Below are 24608 nucleotides of genomic sequence, written 5' to 3'. Positions count from 1 at the left end.
AAATTATAAACTGCGTGCAATTACCAGGCGCTGAATATCGCTGGTGCCTTCATAAATCTGACAAATACGCGCATCGCGATAAATCCGTTCAATCGGGAAATCTTTGAGATAACCGTAGCCGCCAAAAATCTGCAGCGCTTTGGAACAGACACGTTCTGTCATTTCCGAAGCAAATAGCTTGGCCATGGAGGCTTCGGTTAAACAGGCTTCACCGGCTTCCTTTTTACGTGCGGCAAAATGGACCAGTTGTCGTGCTGCTTCAATTTCGGTGGCCATGCTGGCAAGCCTGAAAGAAATCGCCTGCTGCTCAAAAATCGGTTTGCCAAAAGCCACCCGATCATGTGCATATTTGGTGGCTTCTTCTAAAGCGGCACGGGCCAAACCCACCGCTTGTGCGGCAATACCAATGCGTCCACCTTCCAGATTGGCCAGGGCAATTTTCAGGCCTTCACCTTCAGCACCGAGTCTTAAACTTTCATGAATGCGGACATCGGTTAAGGCAATCTGACAGGTATCTGAAGCATGCAGGCCGAGTTTTTCTTCTACCCGGATCACTTCATAACCTGGAGTATCACGCGGGATTAAAAATGCGCTCATGCCCTTTTTACCCGCGCTTGGATCGGTCACGGCAAAAACAATAATCATCCCGGCATTATGCCCAGAGGTAATAAACTGTTTGGCACCATTAATGATGTAGTGATCGCCGTCCTTGACCGCACGGGTTTTAATCGCAGCCGCATCCGAGCCGGTATGCGGTTCGGTTAAGGCAAAAGCACCAATCATTTCACCTCGAGCCAAAGGCTTTAAAAATTGCTGCTTTTGCTGTTCCGTACCAAACTTGAGAATCGGTACACAACCGACCGAGTTGTGTACGCTCATAATCGCAGAGGTGGCTCCATCGGCAGCCGCCACTTCTTCTAAAGCCAGCACATAAGCCAGCGTACCGGTACCCGAACCGCCCCATTCTTCCGGAATCAGCATGCCCAGAAAACCCAATTCTCCCATTTGAGCCAAGGCATCTTTGGGGAATATGCCTTTTTGATCCCACTCACCGGCATGCGGTTTAATCTGTTCCTGGGCAAAGCTCTTTGCCATATCCTGAATCAGTTGTTGTTCTTCCGTAAATTGCATCGATTCTTCCTTCAATCTCTTTAATTCGATCTTTTATTCAATCTGGTGGCTTGGGCTGGTTATGCAGTCTTCGTTTGCTGCTGCTTGTTGATTTCCTGATTACGCAATAAGAAGCGCTGAATTTTGCCGCTCGGGGTTTTTGGCAGTTCAGTAACGAATTCAATCAGGCGTGGATAGGCATGTGCAGACAGACGTTTTTTCACGAACTGCCCCAATTCTTCTTGCAGCTCAGCAGTCGCTTTAGAATGATGGGCCAGAATCACGAAAGCTTTAATGATTTCGGTACGTTCCAGATCAGGTACGCCAATGACCGCGGCTTCAATGACGGCATCGTGTTCCAGCAAGGCACTTTCCACATCAAATGGACCGACCCGATAACCAGAGGTGGTAATCACATCATCACTACGACCCACAAAACTCATACTGCCATCGGCATGAATTTCTGCAGTATCACCGGTTAAATAGTAATGTCCGACAAAGGGCGATTTGCGGCTTTCTTCATAGCCGGAAAACCACATCATTGGGGACTGGCTGATATCGATCGCCAAGATTCCCGGGGTGTCAGCAGCGAGTTCCTGACCTTGTTCATCGACGACTGCAATTCGATAACCTGGACTGGCAAAGCCTGCTGAACCCGCATGAACCGGATGCTCCAGGGCATGATGATTACACACCACCATGCCAACTTCGGTTTGGCCATAATGGTCATAAATCGATACATCAAGGGCTTCTTTAAACCAGCGGATCACTTCCGGATTCAAGGGTTCTCCGGCACTGCTGACCACACGCAGTTTACCGCGCAGTTGCGCCATTTGCGCAGGGTCTGCTGCCATCAGCATGCGGTAGGCAGTCGGTGCACCGGCAAGATTGGTGATGCCATATTCCTTGACGATTTCGCAGACACTTTCGGCATTGAAACCCCCTTCATAAAACAAGGTGGAATGCCCGAGCAGCAAGGGTCCTGTAATACCGTAGTACAAGCCATAGGCCCAACCCGGATCGGCAATATTCCAGAACGCATCTTCAGGGCTTAGACCGATGGCATTTTGCATATAGCCGCCAAAAGCAATCAGTGCTTTGAGTGCAACTTTGAGCGGTTTCGCAGGCCCAGTGGTGCCTGAGGTGAACATCAGTAAAAATGGCTCATCCATACTGAGCATTTCCAGTTCACAGTTTTCAGCCTGGCGGTTCAACACCGTCCAGAAACTGAGATCGTGCGGATAAGCTTCGGCCTGTGTTTCGGCATGTACCGTTACAATGGCCGGACAGTGACTAATCTCGGATAATTTATCCCGATTGGCCAAATCGGTCACCACCAGTTTGCTTTGCGCTAGCTGAATACGGTGCTCGATAGCTTTGGGACCAAAGGCGGTAAATAAAGGTTGGTACACCGCACCAATCCGCCAGATGGCTAAAATAGTAATGATCAGCTCTGGGGTACGCGGTAATAATCCCGAGACCCGGTCGCCTTTGCGGATTCCCTGAGATTTTAAAAAGTTGGCAAACTGGCTGGAATATTTTTTCAGCTCACGAAAGCTATACTGTTCTTTGCGGCCATCTTTGCCATACCAGTACAAGGCAATGGCATCGGAATCGGCATGGCGGTCACAACATTCATAACAGGCATTCACCGCCTGCGCTGACCCGGATAAAAGCTGACTTGTAACCGTATTTAAATCAAAATCTTGAGCCGTTTTTTGATAATTTAGCATAGTAAACCTCAGCCTGAATTTATAGTTATTACTGACAGGGTATTTTTGATGGAGCAGATCCTTGCTCCATCATGATGATTTAATTCTTAAGCAGGTTGGGGGGTGTATTGATGCATGATGCTGGAGAAGTCCAGATGGGCATTACCTTCCTGGCAAAGCTGTTGATAGAGTTTCTGCACCATGCTCCCGAGTACAATCGGCTGGTCAGCCTGTTGCGCTGCATCTACGGCTAGGCCCAAATCCTTGAGCATCAGCTGTGCTGCAAAACCGTCGGTATAACCTCGCGATGACGGCGCATTTTCGCAAATATCCGGCCACGGATTATAGATTTCAGAACTCCAGCAACGGCCGGTTGAGCTATTGATCACCCCGGCCAAGGCCTGTGGATCAATCCCCAGTTTGGCACCGAGTGCCATTCCTTCTGCAACGGCGGTCATGGAAATACCGAGAATCAGGTTATTGCAGATTTTTGCCACCTGTCCTGTTCCCACATCCCCACAATGCACCAGATTTTTGCCCATACAACTGAGTACCGGTTTGACTGCCTCAAAGGTCGCGACATCTGCGCCAACCATAAAGGTCAAGCTGCCGTCTTTGGCGCCTAAAGTGCCGCCTGATACCGGTGCATCACAGACGCGAATCTGTTTGGCCTGAGCTGCTGCAGCCACTTCCTGAATGGTTTGCGGGTCAATGGTGCTGCTGTCGATACACAAACTGCCCGCTTGAAGTACCTCCAGAATACCGTGTTCACCGAGATAAACTTCACGGACATGCTTGGCTGCAGGCAACATGCTGACCACGATATCCGCCTGCTTCGCGGCGGCTTGCGGACTGTCGCAGACCACACCGCCCGCTTCAGCAAAATGCTGCAACGCCACTGCACTTAAGTCATAACCAAACACCTGATGGCCCGACTTGAGCAGGTTTTGCGCCATAGAGCCGCCCATGTTGCCTAAACCAATAAATGCAATCTTCATGCTCATGCTCCTTAACGCAAACTGATCGTAGTATTGACACCTGTGGTTTCCTGGTTATCTTCAAACCAGCGGCTGGTAATGGTTTTGGTCTGGGTATAGAACTGTACCGCCTGCTTGCCATAAGGACCTAAATCGCCGAGCTTTGAACCGCGTGAACCGGTAAAGCTGAAGAAAGGCACAGGTACAGGAATTGGAATGTTAATGCCGACCTGACCGATATCAATCTGGTTCTGGAATGTACGTGCAGTGTGGCCATTTTGGGTAAAGAGTCCAACGCCATTGCCAAATGGATTGGCATTAATCAGCTCAATTGCTTGCTCTAAAGTGTCGACATGCATGATCGCCAGTACCGGACCAAATACTTCTTCCTTGTAAATACGCATATCGGTGGTGACCTGATTAAAAATCGTTGGTCCGACAAAATTGCCTTTTTCATAACCTAAAACCTGTACATCACGGCCATCCAGCAGCAGTTCAGCACCTTGTTCAACGCCACTGTTAATCAGATCGATTACACGAGCTTTGGCACGGGTTGAAATCACCGGTCCAACATCGGTATTCGGTTCATGGCCTGCATTGACTTTCAAAGTTTTGGTTTTATTAACCAGTTCATCAACCCAGTGCTTGGTATCACCGACCATCACCGCCACTGAAAGCGCCATACAACGCTGGCCTGCTGCACCAAAGGCTGCACCGACCAAAGCATTCAAGGTCTGCTCCTTATTGGCATCTGGCATCACCACAACATGGTTTTTGGCCCCCATCATCGACTGTACACGTTTGCCATGTTGTCCCGCCAGGTTATATACATGCGTACCGACCGCTGTCGAACCGACAAAGGAAATGGCCTTGATGTCGCGATGGGTACACAGTAGATCGACCACTTCTTTACCGCCATGTACTACATTCAGTACCCCTGCAGGTACGCCTGCCTGAATCGCCAGTTCAACCAGCATCATTGTCGATAGCGGATCCTGTTCCGAAGGTTTTAAGACAAAGGTATTGCCGCAGACAATCGCCATCGGGAACATCCACAGTGGAATCATTGCCGGGAAGTTAAACGGCGTAATTCCCGCACAAACACCCAGTGGTTGCTGCAAGGTATAGGTATCGACACCACGTGCCACCCCTTCAATATACTCGCCCATTTGTAGTGAACCGATAGAACAGGCATGTTCCACCACTTCCAGACCACGTTGAATATCACCTTCGGCATCGGCCAGGGTTTTGCCCTGTTCCGCCGTTAATACTTGGGCAATACTTTTTAGGTTAGTACGAATCAGGTCCTGCAGCTTCAGCATAATCCGCATACGTGCCTGAATCGGGGTCTGGCGCCAGCTGGCAAAGGCATTTTGTGCGGCAGCAATGGCAGCATTGACTTCTTCTGCGGTCGCAAATGGCACCTGACCCAAAACTTCCTGAGTGGCAGGATTGACAATATCTTGCCAATGACTGGTTTTTGATTCGACAAATTCACCATTAATAAGGAGTTTTGCAGTGGTGAATCCGGTACTTTGCTGTGGATGATGAATGGCGTTCATGGTCGCTCCGTGCTGGTTTGTTATTGTCGTTGTATCTGCCTTTACTGGCTGTATTTAGCGTATTATTTTTACGCTGTTTCAGCAGACTAACAAAGAACACTTTGACCACCAATAGAAAATGATGCACGATGATTGTGCAAATTTGCACAGGAATTTAACAGGATGTTAAATAGAAGATGAAAGTGGATTGGGATCATTTACGTTTCTTTTTGGTTTTAGCGCGTGCTAAAACACTCACCAATGCAGCACGCTTGATTGGGGTAGAACACAGTACCGTGGCACGGCGGATTCAGGCTCTGGAAAGTACCCTGGGTATTCAACTGTTTAAGCGCGAAGCGACAGGTTATGAGCTGACATCAGAAGGCCTGGCACTGGTGCCGCGTGTAGAACAAATGGAACAGTCATTTATTCAAATTGATAAGCCATTGAATCCCTTACATGGCCGGGTGCGGATTGGTGCACCAGAAGGCTTTGGAACGGCTTTTTTAGCCCGGTTATTGGCCGAGTTTTCTCAGCATTATCCCTCCTTAACCATCGACCTTATTCCCGTGCCGAAAACGATTAAATTGTCACATCGTGAAGCAGATATTGTGATCTCAATCGACCGGCCCAAATCTGGCCCCTATATCATTACCCGTCTGTCAAATTACTGTTTAAAGCTGTATGGCAGTAAAAACTACTTACAACAAAACCCCAAAATTAATCGTGTAGAAGATTTAACTCAGCACCGTTTTGTCGATTATATTGATGATCTGGTCTATAGCTCAGCACTGTATTCGCTGGAACGCTTGCCGCTGCAATTGACTGCCTGTTTTCGCAGTAACAGTATTCTGGCGCAGCAAATTGCCGTCAGTGCGGGTGCCGGACTGGCAATTTTGCCGCGATTTATCGCCCACGATAAACCCGAACTAGAAGAGGTGCTCAGTGAACAGGTGAATTTTGCACATACTTTTTGGATGCTCACTTTAGTTGACTTACAGCATGAACCAAGAATTAAGTTGGTATGGGATTTTTTGCGTAAACAGGCGGATATTCAGCAAGATCTGTTAATGGGGAGTTGACATCCTCCCCGACCTAAAGGGTGAAGTTTTACGCTCCAACGGATAAATATATAAGCTGTTCACGTGCCCTTCACATCTCTTCTTTTAAATTAAATAAAAAGGAAGGAGTATTGTGATGAAGGTTATAAAAACACTGTTGGTCTCGACCTTGGCGCTCGTCAGTCTAGCCGCCTGCAAAACCGTTCCAAGTTATAGCAGTGACTATACTCAGGCAGATCATAAAATTCAGGGTATGAATTTAACAGATCAACAAGCTTTAGATATCGGCACTCGTTTTGTTGCTGCATTTAATACCTTAGGCACTCCTGCCTTCGTGGAACAAGCCAGTAATTTATATGCAGATCAATTATTTATTAACGATACCCTCTCACAATTTTCTCAAAAAAAAGATTTGGTGCAACATTTTCAAGGCATGAATAATCGGGTAAGTAATGTCAGCGTCAAACTGATCAGTGCTACACATCATCAGGATTCTGCCTACATTCACTGGCAAATGGCCTATGACTTTAAGATGTTTGGTCGCACTAAAACCATGGATTCTTATGGTATAAGTGAAATTAAAATAAATCCGGCAAATCAGATTATTTTCCAACAAGATTTTTGGGATCCTGCAAATGGTCTTTATCGTTCACTACCCCTGGTCGGCGGAGCATACGGATGGATCTTACCCTTCAAAAAATCGCTTTAACTCTGATGGCTACGGCCATCCTAGCTGTTAATGTACCAGCGGGTGCTGCAACATTAAAAAAATGTAATACAGCGCCTTTGATCGTTACGACAAAAAATGTGGGACAGGTCAGCTATTTTGCTGAAAACTGTGAAAAAGCCTGGGACACTCAAAGTATTCAACTGGATTTTGCCTATAGTTATGATATTCCCGAATGGGCATTTAAACGGGCAGCTACTCATTTTCTGAAAAAGAACGTTGCAGGCTATAACCCAAACATGGCACTAAACCAGATTACCCAATGGTACAAACCTGTCAAAAAAGGCGATTTATATCGTCTAAATTACCAACATACTGCACAAAAAATGACGTTATTACTGAACCAGAAAGTCCTTGGGAAAGTGAGTGATACTCAAATAAATCAATATTTTAATATTTGGTTTGGTGCGACGCCTTTTAATGCTAAATTAAAGCAGCAATTATTAAATTAAAGGTTTAATCATCGACTTATGGGCAATCACTTTATCCTCATGGTTGAGGATCACTTTGAATTAGCAGCAACGATATGCGAATTTCTAGAAGAACACGGCTATATCATTGATCATGCACGGACTCTAGATGCTGCACGTCATTTATTAAAAAATCAGCATTATAACCTATTATTACTGGACATTAATTTGCCCGATGGTTCAGGCTATGATTTATGCGATTGGCTGCGTCATGAGCAGGATCTGGATTTACCGGTACTAATGCTTACCGCTCGCGACACTTTGGATGACAAGCTCAAAGGCTTTGCCTCCGGAACCGATGATTATCTGGTGAAGCCGTTTGATTTTAATGAATTGGTGATGCGGATTCGTGCCCTGATTAAACGCTCATTAGGTGAGGTATCTAACAGTAAACTACAGATTCACGATTTGATTCTGGACAGTTCAACTCAAACAGTCAGTCGTGCCGGTCTGACTCTTGACCTACCGCCGATTCAATTTAAATTGCTTAAAATTCTCATGCGCCATTCTCCCAAAGTCATTAGCAAGCAGGAAATCATGATGGAACTGTGGGGCGATGAAGAGCCGGAAAGCGATGCTTTACGCAGTCATATTTATAATTTGCGTAAAGTCATTGACAAACCTTTTGCGCAAAAACTGATTCATACCGTGTCTGGAGTGGGTTTAAAAATTGCCCTTGAAAGTTAAAATGACAACGCAGCTTAATGTAAATACACCACCACAATCAGTCCCGTTGTATCTGCCAGATTGAGCTCGCTATGGGTACTTAAATAATACTGTCGGTCAAATAACTCCACTCGCCATGCCAATTGTTTGCATAGTTTTTGAACCAGCTGTAAGCCTATACCATGCCCCTTGGCGGTGAGAGAGAGTTGCGAGTCATTCAAGGCTTGTACCTTGACATTATTGGGTAAGCTAATGCCAATGCCATTGTCTGCAATCACGATCTTATTTTTTTGCTGAATAATATGAATTTCTGATCCTTGAGAATAGTTCAGTGCATTACGTAAAATATTGCTCAGTACCATTTTGGTCATTGAAGGATACAGCAAACGCGGTTGTTCTCCGACCTCATCTTGCACTTCAATGCTCATGCCTTTACTTGCACTGACTGGATCTAAATCTGTGACTAAATCTTCAATGATTTCAGACAACATACATAGTTCAGTGCTTAAATCATTAGTTTTATTACGTGCAATCGCCAGTAGTGTGTCAACCAGCAGTTGCATGTCTTCAATGGTATTGTTTAAGCGTATCAATGCCTTATCATGTCCATAACGCGTCTGACAAAGCTGTACATTACCCTTTAAAATGGTGAGTGGAGTACGCAGCTCATGACTCACATCTCCAGTAAACTCACGTTCACGTTGTATAAACTCATTCAGGACCTGATGATATTTTTCCAGTGCCTGTTTGAGGTATTCTGCTTCCATGTTGCCATTGGTATGAATGCCCAGAAAAGGCGAAAGCTGTTTATTCTGATGTGCCCAGTCAATATGCTCCAGTGCATTCGCCAGTCGGGTAATCGGAGAAAAATAACGTTTTGCACGGCGATTGGACCAGAGTAGAAAGCTATACAGTACAAATAAGCTGAACATCAGCGGAGCCAGACCAAACAACCAGATCAGCTTATTGACATTGCTTTCCCCAAACACCAGTAACACATGCTGACCATTGCGCTCGCCATAAACCGTCATGCGCTCCTTGCCATCAATGAAAATACGATGCACACCGTCCTCAAGCTGCATGGACTGAAAGCGGACTGGCGGAGTTTCTGTTGTCCAGCGATAACCATACAGGTTTTTGGTATCGGGCAAGTCGGCTTTGGGATTACGTTCTACCCGGGTCCAGTAATGATCCATTTCCTGTTCAAGTGCAGTTTTCAGCAGTGAACCTTTGATCACCCATGCACTACAGGCTAGACCAATCACCACAGACAGGGCGATTAGTGCAATCTGCAACCAGTAATATCGGTTGAACACCTTGCTTAATGGGTGTGTGCCGGTAGTATTTGAATCGGGTTTCAACATAAACTGACCGCTATGATAAAGCTGAGGAAATTATACGCCTTTCTTTTTAAACAGGAAGTGACCAATCACCCATTCCTGCCCCTGCTCGAAACCAAACAGTTCAGCACAAGCCATAAAGAAAATGCGCCAGCGTTGCCACCAGGCATCTGCATCTTTGCCATAGACCTGCTGAAATAAAGGCTTCAGTTCAGCCTGCTGGCGATCCATATTGTCTAGCCATGCATTTGCTGTTCTTTGATATTGTACACCTGACCATTGCCAGTGCTGACTCAGCTCGAGATGCTGCTGAAAGTGCAGGAAGGTAGAGGCCGAAGGCATAAGACCGCCGGTAAAGAAATACTTCGACATCCAGTCATATTCGGACTGGATTTCAAAAGGATAATGTAAAAAACGATGGCAGAAAATATGACACCACAGTAAACCATCGGCTTTTAACCAGCCCTGAATTTTTTCAAACAGGCGCTGATAATTACGCACATGCTCGAACATTTCCACCGAAACCACCCTGTCAAAAGAAGCAGGTTCAAGTTCAAGTACATTCACATCACAGGTCATCACATTCAGATTGGTGAGCCCACGCGCATGTGCCTGAGACATAATATGCTGGCGCTGTGTCGCGGAATTAGATACCGCGGTAATTTTTGCATTGGGATAATGCTCTGCCATCCACAAGGTTAAAGATCCCCAGCCACAACCTAACTCAAGTATGTGCTGACCATCTTTTAACTGGGCACGCTCTGCATAAATGTGTAGGGCATTTTCTTCTGCTTCATCCAGCGTTGTTTGTTCACTGGGAAAATAACAGGCGCTATATTTCAAACGCTTGCCCAGTACCGCCTGAAAAAACTCGGTCGGTAATTCATAGTGTTGCTCGTTGGCTTTGTCTGTAGCCACGGCAATTTCACTGTTTTTCAGCAAATTCAGCACATCCATATAACGCTGAGCCGCCTGTTCAGGATCATAACGCCCTTCCTGAATCAGCCTTTTTTTACTCAGTGCCCGGATTGCAGCGCGAATGGCCTGATCTGGAATCAGTCCACTTTCAACTAATTTTAATGACTTATGAATGATAAAATCCATGGGAGTACCTACTTTTTGGGTTTCCACAAAATAAACATAGATGTTCGTTGTTGATAATCGCGATAATTTTGTCCACGATTTTTCAGGGCTTGTTGCTCGTTAAACGGAATCCCGGTGATGTAATATAAAAACAGCCACATCAGCACGGGATAAATCCATAACCCATATAAACCCACAGCCAAACCTAAGATGGGATAAGCAAACCAGTGCAACCATTCAAAGAAATAATTGGGATGGCGCGAATATCTCCACAAGCCTTGGTCCATGGTTTTGCCATGATTTTCAGGATTGAGTTTAAATTTATACAATTGCTGATCAGCGACTGTTTCACCCATCAATGCGATAACCATAATCAATGCAGAGACAACCAGCAAAATCATGCTCTCACTTCCCCACTGTTCTGCAGGGGTATTTAACAGCAGCCACATCGGCAGGAAAAAAAGAATCGCTAAACCTGCCTGAAAGATGAAAAAAGCCAAAAAGCCAAGATGTTGAAACTTGCCCATGGCGCGTCGCATATTGGCATAGCGGCGGTCTTCCTGCTGTTCTGACTGATAACGCCGCAGCAAATGCCAAAAAAGACGTAAGAACCAGAAGCCACTCAATACACCGATAAAAACACGAAGCCAGTCAGGTGCAGTTTCAATCAATACCGCACTTAACAGCACATTTAACCCAATACAAAAACTCCAGGCCACATCGACAATACCGGCACGTTTATTAAATATAGCAACCACCCAGCAGCACAACATGATCAATACATTCAGCAAGAATAAGTTCCATAGCATCATCTTGTCTCCTAGTTCTGTGGGTTAAGCCAACTTAATAAGGACTGACTTCAAACAGCATATGCACGTCACTAATCACGCCTTCTTTAAAGCCGCCTTCGCAATAACATAAATAGAAGTCCCACATCCGAATAAAGTTGTCATCAAAACCCAATGCCTTGACCTGACCCTGAGCCGCTAAAAACCGTTCACGCCAGTGATGCAGGGTTTGGGCATAACTTTGACCGATATCATCCAGCTGCTTCAAACGTAACTTCTGTTCAGAGGCACTTTGCGTTAAAACACTGATGCAGGGAATAAAACTGCCCGGAAAAATATAGCGTTTAATATAGTCCACGGTATGCAGTGCTTTTTTATAGCGCGCGTCTTCAATGGTAATGGCCTGAATCAGTGCCAAACCATGTGGCTTAAGCAAGGCCCGGCATTTTTCAAAATAGGTCGGAAGATATTGTTCACCGACCGCCTCAATCATTTCAATCGAAACCAATTTATCGAACTTGCCATCCAGCAGACGGTAGTCTTTAAGCTGTACATCAATACGGTGACTTAAACCGGCAGCCTCAATACGTTTAACGGCTTCATCATACTGGGCCTGAGAAATGGTAATGGTGGTGACCTGACAGCCATAATGCTGTGCCGCATAAATGGCAAAACCACCCCAGCCACTGCCAATTTCGACCAGATGATCGAGCGGTTTCAGCTGTAATTTCTGACAGATCAGTTCTTTTTTATCATCAGAGGCCTGTTCCAGACTGGTGTGCGTATCTTTAAATACTGCACTGGAATACATCATGGAAGAATCAAGGAACAGTTTAAAAAAGTCATTACTGAGGTCGTAATGCTCTGCAATATTTTTACGACTGCCTTTCAGCGTGTTTTGGCGGGTCTTGTACCAGCTTTTCAGCGCGACCTGACTGGCTTGCACGATAATGTTTTGATTAATTTTATCTAATACATCACGGTTGCGTGCCAGGAGTTGAATCAGCTGAACTAAGTCATCACTACTCCAATCGCCGCGAATATAACCTTCCGCTGCACCTAAAACACCATTTTTGATAATCAGGTCAATTAATTCAGCATTATGCACATGAATATCTACATTTAAGTCAGAAGGCTCACCGACTGTACCGGTCCATACCCCATGAAAATGGATCTGACCATGACGCAGTTTAAATACCCGTCTTAACACCCATGGCAATGCATCTTGCTCACCGTAAATAAATGTTTTCAGCATGACTTATCTGTCCTTATCTTTGTTTGGATGCCGATGAAATGGAACTTTTTTCCACCATAACTGCAAGGCTTGAAAATAGATGGAAGCCACCATCTTAAAAGGCCCAATACTATGCATTAGAGCATAACCATGCTGCTGTGAAGGAAATGTGATGGCATTTAAGCTAAAGCGCATGCTGGCATCGAAGATCAGTTGTTGCTGCTGAAACAACTGCATGTGAATCACATTAAGGTGATTAGAAAAATTAAATCGCCAGCGGTAATCAATATCCATCGGCATGAATGGCGATACATGAAAGGATTTTTCAAAATCAAAGGTATAGCCCTGAAAATCACCGTGTACCTGAACCTGATCACGGCAGTCATGCACATAGACCTGGCGTTCATTCCATGGCGTGTTGGTAATCTCACTTAAAATAAAGAGCGGTTGATGGTCTTGATTCAGAATGAAATAAAACACCACCGAATTGAAGCGAAAACCCAGACAGCGGGGTAAAGCCAGAATACGGATCTGCCAATCGGGCAACAATAACGTGCCGACATATTGCAGCAGCACTTTTTTAACTTTTTCTCGAACTGTACCCTGATAGGCCGTGAGAAAATCATGCGGATATAAGGTCAGAACATTCCAGTGCCGCGATGACCAAAGCCATGACTTTTCAGTAATCGACTCGAGTTGATCGGGATCAAACCATAAATAGCTTAAATTCGACTCAAAAGCATGTGCTTTTGGCGCATAGCGTCTGTGACGAATTTTCACGTCTGCAATTGCAAGCGAGGTATTTAACATCTGTGAGCTCCATGGCCAATCATGACAAATGAGTCAATTGTTCAACCACACGGGCTGCACTGCGGGCGCCATCTTCATGGAATCCCCAGCCCCAATAGGCCCCACAAAATGAACTTCGATTTTGTCCTTGAATCTCCTGCCAGCGCGATTGTGCTTTAATGGCTTTTTCATCAAAAACCGGATGACGGTAATGCCGTTCTACCAGGATTTGACTTGGGTTTATAGGCATATTGGGATTTAGGGTAGAAAAGATTTGGGTCTTGCAAGGTAAATTTTGCAGCTTATTCATCCAGTAGCTAAAGCCATAATGAATGTCAGGCTCAGACGGTGTTGATGTGCTCTGATCAGGTGTGACATGGACATGCCAACTGGCCCACTGCGAACGTTGTTTCGGCATGATGGATTCATCATGGTGCACCACCATATGATTATCCTGATAACTGAAATTTTTCAGCACATCTAACTCTAGGGCAGTCGGATCTTTGAGCAGTTTTAGGCTGTCATCGGCATGACTGGCAAAAATAACCCAGTCAAAGGTTTGCAATCCTTCGGCAGTATCAATCAACACCTGATTATCATGCCGGGTAACCCCATCTACCGCCAAATTTTTCCACTGAATCGATGGACATTGCTGCTGAATCGCACGGATATAGGTTGCTGAGCCACCTTTGACCGTTTGCCATTGTGGGCGTTCTTTTAGCTGCAGCATCCGGTGATGCTGAAAAAAACTGATCACAAACTTATATGGAATTTTACCGATCTGATCGACCGGACTCGACCATAAGGCACCACACATCGGATAGAGGTGTTCTTGACGAAATTCTTCCGAGTAATCATTTTGATTCAAATAAGCTTCAATGCTAAGTTCAGGGTCATAATCAGCCACAGATAGATCTTTATTATCACTATAAAAACGCAGCAAGTCAGAAAGCATGCGGCGGAACTTTTTATTGAAAAAGTTTTGTGGACGGGTCAATAAAGACCATTTCTGAGACGGATTATATTGCAGCCCAGTAACCAGATTATTGACTGAAAACCCCATGTCACTGCTTTGGGCTTCCACCCCAAGTTGAGCCAACATTTCACTAAATAACGGATAATTAAAGTCATTAAATACAATAAAGCCACTATCTACGGCAACTTGCTGCCCCTCAATCTGAAACTGATGGGTATCAGTATGACCACCAAAGTATATATTCTTCTCAAATACAGTAACTTGATGCTGCCCCGAAAGTTTCCATGCAGCATACAAACCTGAAATGCCAGACCCAATAATGGCAATTTTCATGAACCTTCCCCATGTTCAACTTTATTTGAACTGATTTTAATTTTTGATGCTGTCCGGATGCTTGCTGTATATACCCGTTCAGGAATCGGTTTTAATCCCCACACCAACCCAAACCACGACATGAGTTTCAGCAGATAATAAGTCACGTCAATTTGCCACCAATAAAAGCCCTGGCGGGCACTGCCTGCATAATAATGATGATTGTTGTGCCAACCCTCACCCAAGGTAATAATCGAAAGGAATAGATTGTTACGACTATGATCTGGGGTTTCAAAATCCCGTGAACCATATAGGTGGGCCAAGGAATTGATACACAATGTGGCATGAATTAGTAATGCGGTTGAAATCACAAAGCCCCAGACCAAAAGCTGGGGTCCAGTGGTAGCCAATACTGGATATGCGACAGCCAGCCACTCCCCTAAAGCATAGATTCCAACGGCTGTTGTTAAGACCACCGGAAGACTGAAACGATCTAACCAGATCAGTTCAGGATACTTAAGCCAATCTTTAATCACTGCTTTACGGGTACTAAAATTTTGCTCATTCAGAAACCATCCAACGTGGCTATACCAAAAACCATGGGTAGATGAATGCGGATCTTGCTCGGTATCGGTAAAGCGATGGTGGTAACGATGATGGGCCGCCCACCACAAAGGACCGCGCTGAGCACTCATGGTGCCTATCAAGATAAAAATAAACTGAACAAGCCGCGAAGTCTGAAAGGTTTTATGAGATAAGTAACGGTGAAAAAATGCCGTAATTGCAAACATCCTGAGCAGATAAAAAAACAGCATAAACACCACTGCAAACCACGACACACCGACCCAAAATACTGCCAGACAGGCAATATGCAATAAAATAAATGGCAAGATTCGCACCCATTGAATTTGGATGTCTTTAGCATGCCTGACGGGTTGCCCTGTTGGAGTATTCGCATCACCCGACCAGCTATCCATCCAGCGTAGAAAAAATTTAAACATTGTTTCTTCCGGATATTGAATATTTATTTATATTTTTCATTCTAGGAAATGCGATATGAAATTTATGTGAAGCTCATTTCCTATTCTCTACTGAGGCAACCCAGATTAGCTCAGTATGAAGTGAGCCCTTACTGTTGTGGTGTTTTGATTAAATTTGACAGATCATATCCATACTGACGCGCTGTTTCTAAATAAGATTGATAAGTCGCTTCATCCAAATGAGAATTTTTAGATAAAATCCATAAGTATTTATGAGTCGGTCCACCGATGAGCGCAACCTGATACTCAGGATCCACTCTTAACACCCAATAATCGCCTTTAGTGAACGGCAACCATCTCAAACCGGCTGGAAGAAAACTCACCTTCAGTTCACTCATTCCCTTATTTTGAGGATAAGCTAGCCCTTGTGAAGCGATGATTTTTCCTGTTTCAGTCCGGCAGCTATTTAAGACCCCAATCGTTTGATCGGGATTGACCGTATATTGCGCTGACGTGGCACTCACACAGTTGCGTTGGAAATACATAGGTAAGTGCGCAATTTCATACCATTTCCCCGCATATTGATGAACATCAATACTTTCTACTGCTTTGGGTTTTATGGATTCTGCTTGAACAGTGAGAGAAAAACCTAGACTAGCGAATGCCATTAAGCCAGTAGCTAAAAGAGGTTTGAGCAAGCTTTTCATTTTATGACCTGTTAGGTATTCAATTCTTCAAAAATACACTAAAGGCATGTGAACAAACTGTGAAAAATTAAATAAAATTGAGATCTTAAAAAAACCAAGTTGTTTTTATGCAATATCTAAATAGATTCTTGCCTTTAGTTTCACAAAAAATTCACCTGGACATCATTATTATTCTCATTGGACTAGTGCGTTAGTCGCTTACTCAATAAAGCGCTAATTCCTTTAAATTCGCTGGGATTAAAGGGAGAATTCAATGCTTTCATTTTTAAAAGAGTGGTTCTGTTTACATGCTTATGAGTATGAACAAGACGGTAAAGGTAATGTGATTAAAGTGTGCCGAAAATGTGGCAAAAACCACAATAAGATATTTGTATAGCCCTCTCTAGCCGAACTTATTACGGCAAATGCTTACCACATGCGAATGTTGGTAGGCTTTTTTAGTGAGGGTATATTTTTCACGAAATAAAAATTTTAATGATATCTACATATTTTATAAGTATTTATTTAATATATCATCACTCACTTTAATACCATCTATCCAGTTGATTATTATAAATATTATTATTTAGGTAAGATGATAGAACCCTCACTAACCCTCGCATCACGAATCATTCTTAATTGAGATTATTCATCTCAATTGAGAGCTATTACATGATGTATGCAATTGTCTAATTTTAAGTCTCATATCTATAAAACTTGTAGATAATTATATGTGAGAATTATCACATTTTTGTTATATTGTTTAAGTGAGACTAGTAATCAATATTTAGATCTAAAATTTAATAAATTTCAGTTGAGAATCTATCAAAAATGCGCAATACAACTCAAGAATGGGAGGTGATATGAGTCAAACAGCGAATTATTTAGATACTCAATCGATTTTTAATTTAATTGGGCAGCATGCCGACTTAACAGTCATCTTTCATACTGTCAGTGAATGGTTAGAAGCTCGGATACCGAACTCCATGGTATCCATCATGTTGTATTCAGAAACTGAACAAACATTAAATTTGATCAGCGGTACAGAGCATTTTTCTAATCGATATAAAGAAGCGATCACTGATCTAAAAATAGGGCCAAATGTAGGTGCGTGTGGAGCAGCCGCTTTTCATCGTAAACTCATTATTTGTGAAAATTTAGCGATTGATAAGAACTGGGAATTTCTCAAAAACCTGATTCAAGAAGAAAATCTAAATGCGTGTTGGTCTACGCCTATTATTAATGTGCAAGGAAAACTGTATGGTACCTTTGGCACATATTATCGTTCTCCTAAATGTCCCAATGATACTCATATTAAGTTAATTCGTCATGCAGCCTCTTTAGTTGCATTAAGCATGGATCTTCATGCAGAACGACAACAAAGACTGGCTCTTAATGATAAATACCGGTCCTTTTTCACTTACCATCCAGATGCAATTTTTGAACATAATCTAGAAGGCATCATTATTGACGTTAACCTTGCCTCTAAAGACCTCTCTAAATTTAGTCTTGAACAGACCCTAGGCTTACATTTCTCGAAATTTATTTGTGCTGAATCTCAATCCATAGCTCAAACTGCTTTTGAAAAAGCGGTGAAAGGCAATGGTCAGCACCTCGAAATCCAAGCACTGAATGCCTTGGGGGAATGTCACTGGTTAGATGTCACTTATTTACCGATTAAACAAGCTGAACAGGTGGTTGGCGTATTCGGTATCGCTCGAGATATTACAGATCGGCGTGAAACTGAAGAAATGCTACGCCTGCTTAAACGTAGTGTCGATGCTAATCCTCATGGCATCGTATTGGCCAATGCCACCCAGAACCAAGCCATTGAATATGTGAACCCTGCTTTTGAAAGCCTGACCGGTTATACGAAAGAAGAAGTGATAGGCCAGAATTGTCGTTTTCTGCAAGGTCCTGATACAGAACCCGAAACGGTTAATAAAATACAAAATGCGATTAAAGAACAGCAAGAAATTCAGGTGGTCTTAAAAAATTATCGCAAAGATGGTAGCTGGTTCTGGAATCAACTGATCTTAGGACCGGTTTTTGATGACAAAAACTTTTGCACACATTTTATTGGAATTCAGCAAGATATCACTCAACAACGGGCAAATAGCGAATATATAGAGCGTCAGCAAACCCACGATAATTTAACTGGATTAATTAATCATCATACCTTTGAAGAAACACTCGACGTCGCATTTTGCATACAACATGAGAGTCATCAATCCTTAATTGTCATGTATATAGATTTGGATGACTTCCAACCTTTAAATCAAAGCTTGGGGCACCTCATTGGTGACCAACTCCTGAGTGCAGTAGCAAATCGCCTGCGTCAGGTCATTCAAGAAGAGGATGTGGTGTCTCATTTTTCAGGAGATGAATTTGCCATACTTCTGAATAAATGTCATGACTTAAAAGAGGTTGCTGTTATTGCAGAGCGAATATTAAAAAGTTTATCTGTTCCATTTGATATTGATAATCATAAAATCCATATTAGTGCCAGTATCGGCATTGCAGATAATGACCCTCAGATAGAGAAGTCTAAACAATTGCTGCATCATGCGATACATGCCATGAGTGAAGCAAAAAAAGAAGGTGGAAATACCTGGCATTGGTATGCTTTTAATGCAACCCGCACCCCAAAAATTGATTACGTGCATATGCGCCATGAATTAATGCTCGCCCTCGAAGAAAAACAGTTTAAGCTAGTTTATCAACCGGTTATTGATGCTGACTCAGGCCAATTAAAAAGTGTAGAAGCCTTAATCCGTTGGCAGCATCCACAAAGAGGTTTGATCTCTCCAGCAGACTTTATCCCGTTTGCTGAAAGAACTGGTCAAATTGTAGTGATTGGCCAGTGGGTTTTACAACAAGCTTGTCAAGATATTGTGGAATGGAATAAGAAACATGCGGCTACACTCAGTGTGGCAGTCAATCTTTCTCCTTTACAATTTAGACGCACAGGCTTTCTGCATGACTTGCAAAAAACGCTTGCAGATACGCAATTGCCACCTGAATTGTTAAAAATTGAAGTCACTGAAACCATGTTAATTGCGGGTGCTGATCGTTCTTCAGAAATTTTAAATGCTGTGCGTGATTTAGGTGTCAAAGTGTCTGTAGATGACTTTGGAACAGGCTACTCCAGTCTGAGCTATCTACGGACTTTACCTATTGATGAGATAAAACTTGATCGCGGTTTTATTGAACATTTACCTGAAAATGAAAAAGATGGTGCTATTGTTGCAGCCATTATTGTCATGGCCCATAAACTGGGATTACAAGTGGTTGCGGAAGGCATAGAAACTCAAGCTCAAGCTCAGTTTCTCAGAAAATATCAATGTGATTATTTTCAAGGCTACTATTTTGCTAGACCTGCTTCCCTTGCGGAGCTCAAACTGAGTTATGAACAGGTAGAATTATTATGAAAATAAATATAGATCCGCTCTCTAATGACGAACACAGTTGCGTCCTCTATTTTTAGCTTCATAAAGCTTGTTATCCGCCATTTTAAACACTTCCTTCACTTCATCTGAATTGTGAGGCCAGAATGCAATTCCAACAGATATGGTAATCGGGCCAATAGAATTGATATTGCTTGCTTCCATGGTCTTTCTTAAGCGTTCTGCCGCATTATAGGCCACTTTAAAATCGGAAGTCGTCATTAATACAATGAACTCTTCTCCACCATAACGGCAACAAATGTCTTCGTCTCTGAAATTACTTTTCATAAAACTTGCTAGTATCTTTAAAATTTCATCGCCCTGATCATGACCATAGCTATCATTGACGTTTTTAAAAAAATCGATATCAATGGCAAGGACAGCAAAATCTCTGTTTAGTTTGACTAACTCTTTTAAGAAAATGTTCATCCCACGACGATTATATAAACCTGTGAGTGGATCAGTATTCACATGTTGATGCAGCTCGGTAATCTTTTCACTGAATGTCCGTGAACTGAGCAGTAAAGAGGTTCTAAATTTTAATACTTCAAAATACCATGGATCAATCTGTTTGATTTTATCTTGTATGTCGGGCTGATTGAGCATGCTGGCCATTTTAGCCAAGCTATTTAAAGGGGAAGAAATAAAGCGCGACATTCTCCAGACAATAAAGAATATAAAGAAATAAAAAATAAACATCCCGACTGAAACTTTTAAAAGAATCACATTGGCCTGTTTTAACAACTCTTGCGTTGGTTGCTGGGAGACCACGATCCAATTCATACTCGGAATATAGGCAAAACCTGCCAGATTTTCCACACCACGACTATTGATCAGGCGGACACTCCCCGTCTGTGTGCTCACCATATAGTCCAGACGATTATTATTGAGAATTTTTTCTCCAATTCTGCTCGGATCAGGATGAAAAATAATGCGATTATTGGGATCAATCACATACATATAACTTTTTTTAAAATCATACTCGGTGGAGAGCATCCGCTGAATCAGATTATTCTTTTGTAAATAAATCGAGCCGCCAATCATGCCCTGATAATTTTTATTCTGGTCATAAATAGGTTGAGACAGGAGTACCACCAGATTATGTTTCACCGACCAATAAGGCGCAGAAATATAGGTGGTTTTATGCTTTAAGGACTCAGAAATCCCTTCTGTTTTATATAAAATCTGGGTATTCAGGTTCAGGCTTTTCGGTTCAAAAGAGACAATTCTTTTTTGCTTATCCACAATTAATAAACTATTAAATTTGCTGGATTGATTTTTAAGACGCTTGACTTCTTCCTCAGTTAATTGACGATTAGAAAAATCCTGTCCTAATAAATCAGCACTATATTTTAACTCTTTGAGCATATCATCGAAATGCTGATCTGCGCTGGTGGCAACCTTTGAAGCATATTTGGCATTAACAGAAAGCGAGTTCTGGATCAGTTGCTCTTTAATCACATAATTGAGAATAAATACAGACACAATAAATAAGCACGAAACACTGATAATGGTCGAAATCAGAATCAATTTACGAAGATTTAATTTAAGGGACAAAAGAAACCGTTTCAAAAATGCAATCTCACAAAACTGTGACTAAGTTTACAATTTATAACATATTCACCAAACAAATTAATAAATTGCTTTGTAATAAACTGGAAACTTTATATTTTTAATCACAAGAATATAAAAGTATTTTTTAAGATAATTAAAGATAACGTGGATTTAGCTGCTCTAAACTTTTCTACTTTAATCCCTGATCTCCTTGCAATCTATACACATCATGCTATCTACAGCAACTGAACAATGATCCTTGATTTAAAAAACCGAGCTATGTGTCTAACTCGGTTTAAGATTAAAAGTGACTCATCTACATAATCATAGCGCCATATTTAGGTAGGATTAGAATGTCACACGCTTATAATCACGATAGCTTGGCTTCCAGAAATTTGCTTCAATGGCTTGCGTTAACAGCTCATCATTGATTAGCGGAGCAACACCGGCTTCCATGGCTGCTTTGGCCACTTTAAATGCAATCGTTTTAGAGACCTGCTGGATTTCATTCAAATCTGGCAATAGATCGGCTTCCGGATGTCGTAACATCGGTGAGCATGCTGCCAGGGTATTGCTCGATGCGATCAGCATACTGTCAGTTACCCGAGTTGCACCCGAGGCAATCACTCCCAAACCAATACCCGGAAAGATATAAGAGTTATTACATTGCGAGATGTTGTAAATCTTGCCCTGATAATTCACAGGCGCAAATGGACTGCCGGTCGCGATCAGTGCCCTGCCTTCGGTCCATTGCAAAATATCTGCTGGCACGGCTTCAACTTGTGAAGTTGGATTCGATAATGGCAAAACAATCGGACGTTCACAATTGGCCGCCAGCGTTTTAATGATTTCTTCAGTAAATAAACCTGATTGACCCGATACACCGATCAACACTGTGGGTTTGGCGTTTTGTACCACATCCAATAAAGAAATGATCTCATCCGCATTACCCCAATGCGCCACGTTTTCAGGTTTTTGCGCGAGCCTGCGTTGGAAATCAAGCAAATTCGGCTGATTTTCAGTGATCAGTCCAAAACGGTCTACCATATAAACACGCGTACGTGCCTGTTCATCACTTAAGCCTTCAGTCACCATTTGTGCCACGATTTGTTCCGCGATCCCACAACCGGCTGAACCTGCACCCAAAAAAGCCACCGTCTGATCTTTCAGTTGCTTGCCTGCAGCATGCGAAGCAGCAATTAAGCTACCTACGGATACCGCAGCGGTGCCTTGAATATCATCATTAAAACAGCAAATTTGATTGCGGTATTTACTCAACAAAGGCATGGCATTTTTTTGGGCAAAGTCTTCAAACTGAATCAGCGCTTTTGGCCAACGACGCTGAATCGCTGCAATCACATGGTCAACAAATTCATAATATTCATCTCCACTAATGCGTGGCTGATTCCAGCCCATATAAATAGGATCGTTCAGCAACTGCTGATTATTGGTCCCGACATCTAGAGTAATCGGTAAGGTATAAGCAGGACTTATGCCGCCACAGGCAGTGTATAAAGACAGTTTTCCAATCGGAATGCCCATCCCGCCAATGCCTTGGTCACCCAAACCTAAAATGCGTTCACCATCGGTAATCACAATGACTTTGACATTTTTTTTATTCACATTTTGTAAAATATCATCAATATACGCCCGGTCTGGGTAGGAGATAAAAATCCCGCGATGGCGGCGATAAATATCGGAAAAACGCTGACAGGCTTCTCCTACGGTAGGGGTATAAATGATCGGCATCATTTCACTTAAATGATGTTCAATTAAATGATAAAACAAAGTTTCATTGGTATCTTGAATATTGCGCAGGTAAATGTGCTTATTGATGGCATCATTAAAAGCACAATATTGTTGATAGGAACGCTGGCTCTGCTCCTCAATGCTTTCAATTGCATGCGGAATAAGGCCGTGCAAATTGAAGTGACTACGTTCTTGTTCAGTAAATGCAGAACCCTTATTTAACAAGGGCAGTTCTAAAAGGGTGGTACCGGCATAAGGAGTATATAAAGGTTGCTTTTGATCCAAATTCTTCGTTGTCATTTCCAATCTCATTTTGACCTATTGTCGATGGGATGCAAAAAAACGCTCCCCTCTGAGCAACGTCTAGCTTAGCCCTATTTACTGACAATTGGATATTTATAAGCGTGATAGCAATTCGTAACTGATTTTATCTGTGAATAAAAAAGCCAACACGCAAGATTCAATCGGAAAACCACACTCACTGTCCGCTATTTTTTACACTTGGCTGATATTTACGCCAGTCTCAGCAGTGATAGGTGAATAAAAGCTTAATTTTTTCTTAAATCAGGCATAACCTGTCTCGCCATGTGTATAAAAAATGGCGAGACAAATTCTTGCTGCTTACTCTTCTAAAAGGCTTCTTAACATCCAGGCTGTTTTTTCATGGACTTCAAGTCTTTGTGTGATCAGATCAGCTGTTGGCTGGTCATTAACTTCATCCACGGTGGAAAAGAGACTTCGAGCAGTGCGTGCCACAGTTTCATGTGCATTAACCAGCAGGCTGATCATTTCATCGGCTTTAGGAATACCTTCTACTTCTTTAATTGCGGTTAATTTTACAAATTGTTTATAGGTTCCAGGAGCAGGAAAGCCTAAAGCACGAATTCGCTCAGCAATGATATCCAGGGCATTCCATTGCTCCGTATATTGAGTCATAAACATGTTATGTAAGCTATTGAATTGTGGCCCAGTCACGTTCCAATGAAAGTTATGGGTCATCAAATATAAGGTATAGCTATCCGCTAATAGTTTGGATAAACCTTCAACAATTTTGGCACGATCACTATGAGAAATGCCAATATCAATTTTCATTGTTTGAGATTCTTTTTTAGAACTCGCCATTTTTTAGACTCCTGATATTTTAAGTATACATGTTATATAGACATTAAGATTTTATGACCATCACTGGCAATTCCGTTGAGCAAAGTACAGCTGTGACCACACTTCTGAGTATCCATTTTTTAAAACCTTTACGACCATGCTATCCCATCACAATGAGATCAGTTTCAAGCTGTTTGGCAGTTTCAACAATACCCTCTTCAAACAGTACGCTTTTTAGGATTTTTGTTTCTACTTGAACACCCGCCGCATATGCAATTTCATTTGCTTTAATACCTCTTCTACATT

The 24608-nt window shown here is 42.7% G+C and carries 20 protein-coding genes; 5 read left to right on the top strand and 15 right to left on the bottom strand.

The window, feature by feature from the left end; all coding sequences use genetic code 11:
• Positions 1-3: 3 nt before the first annotated feature.
• The 4 genes from E0H81_RS09585 to E0H81_RS09570 all read right to left on the bottom strand — a co-directional run bounded on the left by E0H81_RS09585 (position 4) and on the right by E0H81_RS09570 (position 5361).
• Entirely contained in the window at positions 4-1131 is a 1128-nt protein-coding gene (locus tag E0H81_RS09585; protein WP_131318473.1) for an acyl-CoA dehydrogenase family protein, read from the bottom strand.
• Positions 1132-1190: 59 nt separating this feature from the next.
• A complete protein-coding gene (locus E0H81_RS09580; RefSeq protein ID WP_131318471.1) occupies positions 1191-2843 on the bottom strand; it encodes an AMP-binding protein in 1653 nt (550 codons plus the stop codon).
• Positions 2844-2929: 86 nt separating this feature from the next.
• The gene (gene mmsB / locus E0H81_RS09575) at positions 2930-3820 is read right to left on the bottom strand and encodes a 3-hydroxyisobutyrate dehydrogenase (RefSeq protein WP_131318469.1); all 891 of its coding nucleotides are present in this window, start codon (positions 3818-3820) and stop codon (positions 2930-2932) included.
• Positions 3821-3831: 11 nt separating this feature from the next.
• Positions 3832-5361: a CoA-acylating methylmalonate-semialdehyde dehydrogenase gene (locus tag E0H81_RS09570; protein ID WP_131318467.1), complete on the bottom strand. Its 1530-nt coding sequence runs from the start codon at positions 5359-5361 to the stop codon at positions 3832-3834.
• A gap of 176 nt (positions 5362-5537) precedes the next feature.
• Here E0H81_RS09570 and E0H81_RS09565 point away from each other — a divergent pair, with 176 nt between their 5' ends.
• The 4 genes from E0H81_RS09565 to E0H81_RS09550 all read left to right on the top strand — a co-directional run bounded on the left by E0H81_RS09565 (position 5538) and on the right by E0H81_RS09550 (position 8285).
• Positions 5538-6422 carry a LysR family transcriptional regulator gene (locus E0H81_RS09565; protein WP_131318465.1) on the top strand — a complete coding sequence of 295 codons (885 nt, stop codon included), beginning with the start codon at positions 5538-5540 and terminating at the stop codon, positions 6420-6422.
• Positions 6423-6537: 115 nt separating this feature from the next.
• Positions 6538-7110: a nuclear transport factor 2 family protein gene (locus tag E0H81_RS09560; RefSeq protein ID WP_131318463.1), complete on the top strand. Its 573-nt coding sequence runs from the start codon at positions 6538-6540 to the stop codon at positions 7108-7110.
• The gene (locus E0H81_RS09555; RefSeq protein WP_131269412.1) at positions 7080-7580 is read left to right on the top strand and encodes a chalcone isomerase family protein; all 501 of its coding nucleotides are present in this window, start codon (positions 7080-7082) and stop codon (positions 7578-7580) included. The genes E0H81_RS09560 and E0H81_RS09555 overlap by 31 nt, the downstream gene beginning before the upstream one ends.
• An 18-nt stretch (positions 7581-7598) precedes the next feature.
• Positions 7599-8285: a response regulator transcription factor gene (locus E0H81_RS09550; RefSeq protein ID WP_131318460.1), complete on the top strand. Its 687-nt coding sequence runs from the start codon at positions 7599-7601 to the stop codon at positions 8283-8285.
• 14 nt (positions 8286-8299) lie between these two features.
• Here the strand turns inward: E0H81_RS09550 and E0H81_RS09545 are convergent, their stop codons facing one another.
• The 8 genes from E0H81_RS09545 to E0H81_RS09510 form a co-directional block, all read right to left on the bottom strand.
• Complete coding sequence (locus E0H81_RS09545; RefSeq protein ID WP_131318458.1) at positions 8300-9628, bottom strand: sensor histidine kinase; 1329 nt, start codon at positions 9626-9628, stop codon at positions 8300-8302.
• Positions 9629-9658: 30 nt separating this feature from the next.
• Positions 9659-10708: an SAM-dependent methyltransferase gene (locus E0H81_RS09540; RefSeq protein WP_067723709.1), complete on the bottom strand. Its 1050-nt coding sequence runs from the start codon at positions 10706-10708 to the stop codon at positions 9659-9661.
• 8 nt (positions 10709-10716) lie between these two features.
• Positions 10717-11496, bottom strand: coding sequence for a DUF1295 domain-containing protein (locus tag E0H81_RS09535; protein WP_131318511.1), 780 nt, complete (start codon positions 11494-11496; stop codon positions 10717-10719).
• A 34-nt stretch (positions 11497-11530) separates the two neighbouring features.
• On the bottom strand, positions 11531-12730 hold the full coding sequence (locus tag E0H81_RS09530) for an SAM-dependent methyltransferase (protein ID WP_131318456.1): 1200 nt from the start codon (positions 12728-12730) through the stop codon (positions 11531-11533).
• Between the two features lie 3 nt (positions 12731-12733).
• Positions 12734-13519, bottom strand: a complete 786-nt coding sequence (locus tag E0H81_RS09525; RefSeq protein WP_131318454.1) for a DUF1365 domain-containing protein — start codon at positions 13517-13519, stop codon at positions 12734-12736.
• A 19-nt stretch (positions 13520-13538) separates the two neighbouring features.
• Positions 13539-14807, bottom strand: coding sequence for an NAD(P)/FAD-dependent oxidoreductase (locus E0H81_RS09520; protein ID WP_131318452.1), 1269 nt, complete (start codon positions 14805-14807; stop codon positions 13539-13541).
• Positions 14804-15787 carry an acyl-CoA desaturase gene (locus E0H81_RS09515; RefSeq protein ID WP_131318450.1) on the bottom strand — a complete coding sequence of 328 codons (984 nt, stop codon included), beginning with the start codon at positions 15785-15787 and terminating at the stop codon, positions 14804-14806. Before E0H81_RS09515 ends, E0H81_RS09520 begins: the two co-directional genes overlap by 4 nt.
• A gap of 128 nt (positions 15788-15915) precedes the next feature.
• Entirely contained in the window at positions 15916-16473 is a 558-nt protein-coding gene (locus E0H81_RS09510; RefSeq protein WP_131318449.1) for a lipocalin family protein, read from the bottom strand.
• A gap of 842 nt (positions 16474-17315) precedes the next feature.
• Between E0H81_RS09510 and E0H81_RS09505 the strand changes: the two genes are divergently transcribed.
• On the top strand, positions 17316-19883 hold the full coding sequence (locus tag E0H81_RS09505) for a bifunctional diguanylate cyclase/phosphodiesterase (RefSeq protein ID WP_131318447.1): 2568 nt from the start codon (positions 17316-17318) through the stop codon (positions 19881-19883).
• Between the two features lie 21 nt (positions 19884-19904).
• On the opposite strand, the gene E0H81_RS09500 is transcribed toward E0H81_RS09505, so the two are convergent.
• From E0H81_RS09500 to E0H81_RS09490, 3 genes are all read right to left on the bottom strand, one after another.
• Positions 19905-21470, bottom strand: coding sequence for a sensor domain-containing diguanylate cyclase (locus E0H81_RS09500; protein WP_131318445.1), 1566 nt, complete (start codon positions 21468-21470; stop codon positions 19905-19907).
• 330 nt (positions 21471-21800) lie between these two features.
• Positions 21801-23501 (bottom strand): NAD-dependent malic enzyme, encoded by a 1701-nt coding sequence (locus tag E0H81_RS09495; RefSeq protein ID WP_131318443.1) that lies wholly within the window; start codon positions 23499-23501, stop codon positions 21801-21803.
• Between the two features lie 321 nt (positions 23502-23822).
• Positions 23823-24323 (bottom strand): Dps family protein, encoded by a 501-nt coding sequence (locus E0H81_RS09490; protein WP_131318441.1) that lies wholly within the window; start codon positions 24321-24323, stop codon positions 23823-23825.
• Positions 24324-24608 lie beyond the last annotated feature (285 nt).

Source organism: Acinetobacter terrestris (assembly GCF_004331155.1).
Classification (GTDB): Bacteria; Pseudomonadota; Gammaproteobacteria; order Pseudomonadales; family Moraxellaceae; genus Acinetobacter; species Acinetobacter terrestris.
The sequence above is the reverse complement of the archived record's forward strand: the minus strand, read 5'-3'. Positions and strand labels throughout refer to the sequence as shown.

Coding starts and splice junctions, on each gene's coding strand:
- E0H81_RS09585 (WP_131318473.1), bottom strand. CDS start 1,131: ATGCAATTTACGGAAGAACAACAACTGATTCAGGATATGGCAAAGAGC.
- E0H81_RS09580 (WP_131318471.1), bottom strand. CDS start 2,843: ATGCTAAATTATCAAAAAACGGCTCAAGATTTTGATTTAAATACGGTT.
- mmsB (WP_131318469.1), bottom strand. CDS start 3,820: ATGAAGATTGCATTTATTGGTTTAGGCAACATGGGCGGCTCTATGGCG.
- E0H81_RS09570 (WP_131318467.1), bottom strand. CDS start 5,361: ATGAACGCCATTCATCATCCACAGCAAAGTACCGGATTCACCACTGCA.
- E0H81_RS09565 (WP_131318465.1), top strand. CDS start 5,538: ATGAAAGTGGATTGGGATCATTTACGTTTCTTTTTGGTTTTAGCGCGT.
- E0H81_RS09560 (WP_131318463.1), top strand. CDS start 6,538: ATGAAGGTTATAAAAACACTGTTGGTCTCGACCTTGGCGCTCGTCAGT.
- E0H81_RS09555 (WP_131269412.1), top strand. CDS start 7,080: ATGGATCTTACCCTTCAAAAAATCGCTTTAACTCTGATGGCTACGGCC.
- E0H81_RS09550 (WP_131318460.1), top strand. CDS start 7,599: ATGGGCAATCACTTTATCCTCATGGTTGAGGATCACTTTGAATTAGCA.
- E0H81_RS09545 (WP_131318458.1), bottom strand. CDS start 9,628: ATGTTGAAACCCGATTCAAATACTACCGGCACACACCCATTAAGCAAG.
- E0H81_RS09540 (WP_067723709.1), bottom strand. CDS start 10,708: ATGGATTTTATCATTCATAAGTCATTAAAATTAGTTGAAAGTGGACTG.
- E0H81_RS09535 (WP_131318511.1), bottom strand. CDS start 11,496: ATGCTATGGAACTTATTCTTGCTGAATGTATTGATCATGTTGTGCTGC.
- E0H81_RS09530 (WP_131318456.1), bottom strand. CDS start 12,730: ATGCTGAAAACATTTATTTACGGTGAGCAAGATGCATTGCCATGGGTG.
- E0H81_RS09525 (WP_131318454.1), bottom strand. CDS start 13,519: ATGTTAAATACCTCGCTTGCAATTGCAGACGTGAAAATTCGTCACAGA.
- E0H81_RS09520 (WP_131318452.1), bottom strand. CDS start 14,807: ATGAAAATTGCCATTATTGGGTCTGGCATTTCAGGTTTGTATGCTGCA.
- E0H81_RS09515 (WP_131318450.1), bottom strand. CDS start 15,787: ATGTTTAAATTTTTTCTACGCTGGATGGATAGCTGGTCGGGTGATGCG.
- E0H81_RS09510 (WP_131318449.1), bottom strand. CDS start 16,473: ATGAAAAGCTTGCTCAAACCTCTTTTAGCTACTGGCTTAATGGCATTC.
- E0H81_RS09505 (WP_131318447.1), top strand. CDS start 17,316: ATGAGTCAAACAGCGAATTATTTAGATACTCAATCGATTTTTAATTTA.
- E0H81_RS09495 (WP_131318443.1), bottom strand. CDS start 23,501: ATGACAACGAAGAATTTGGATCAAAAGCAACCTTTATATACTCCTTAT.
- E0H81_RS09490 (WP_131318441.1), bottom strand. CDS start 24,323: ATGGCGAGTTCTAAAAAAGAATCTCAAACAATGAAAATTGATATTGGC.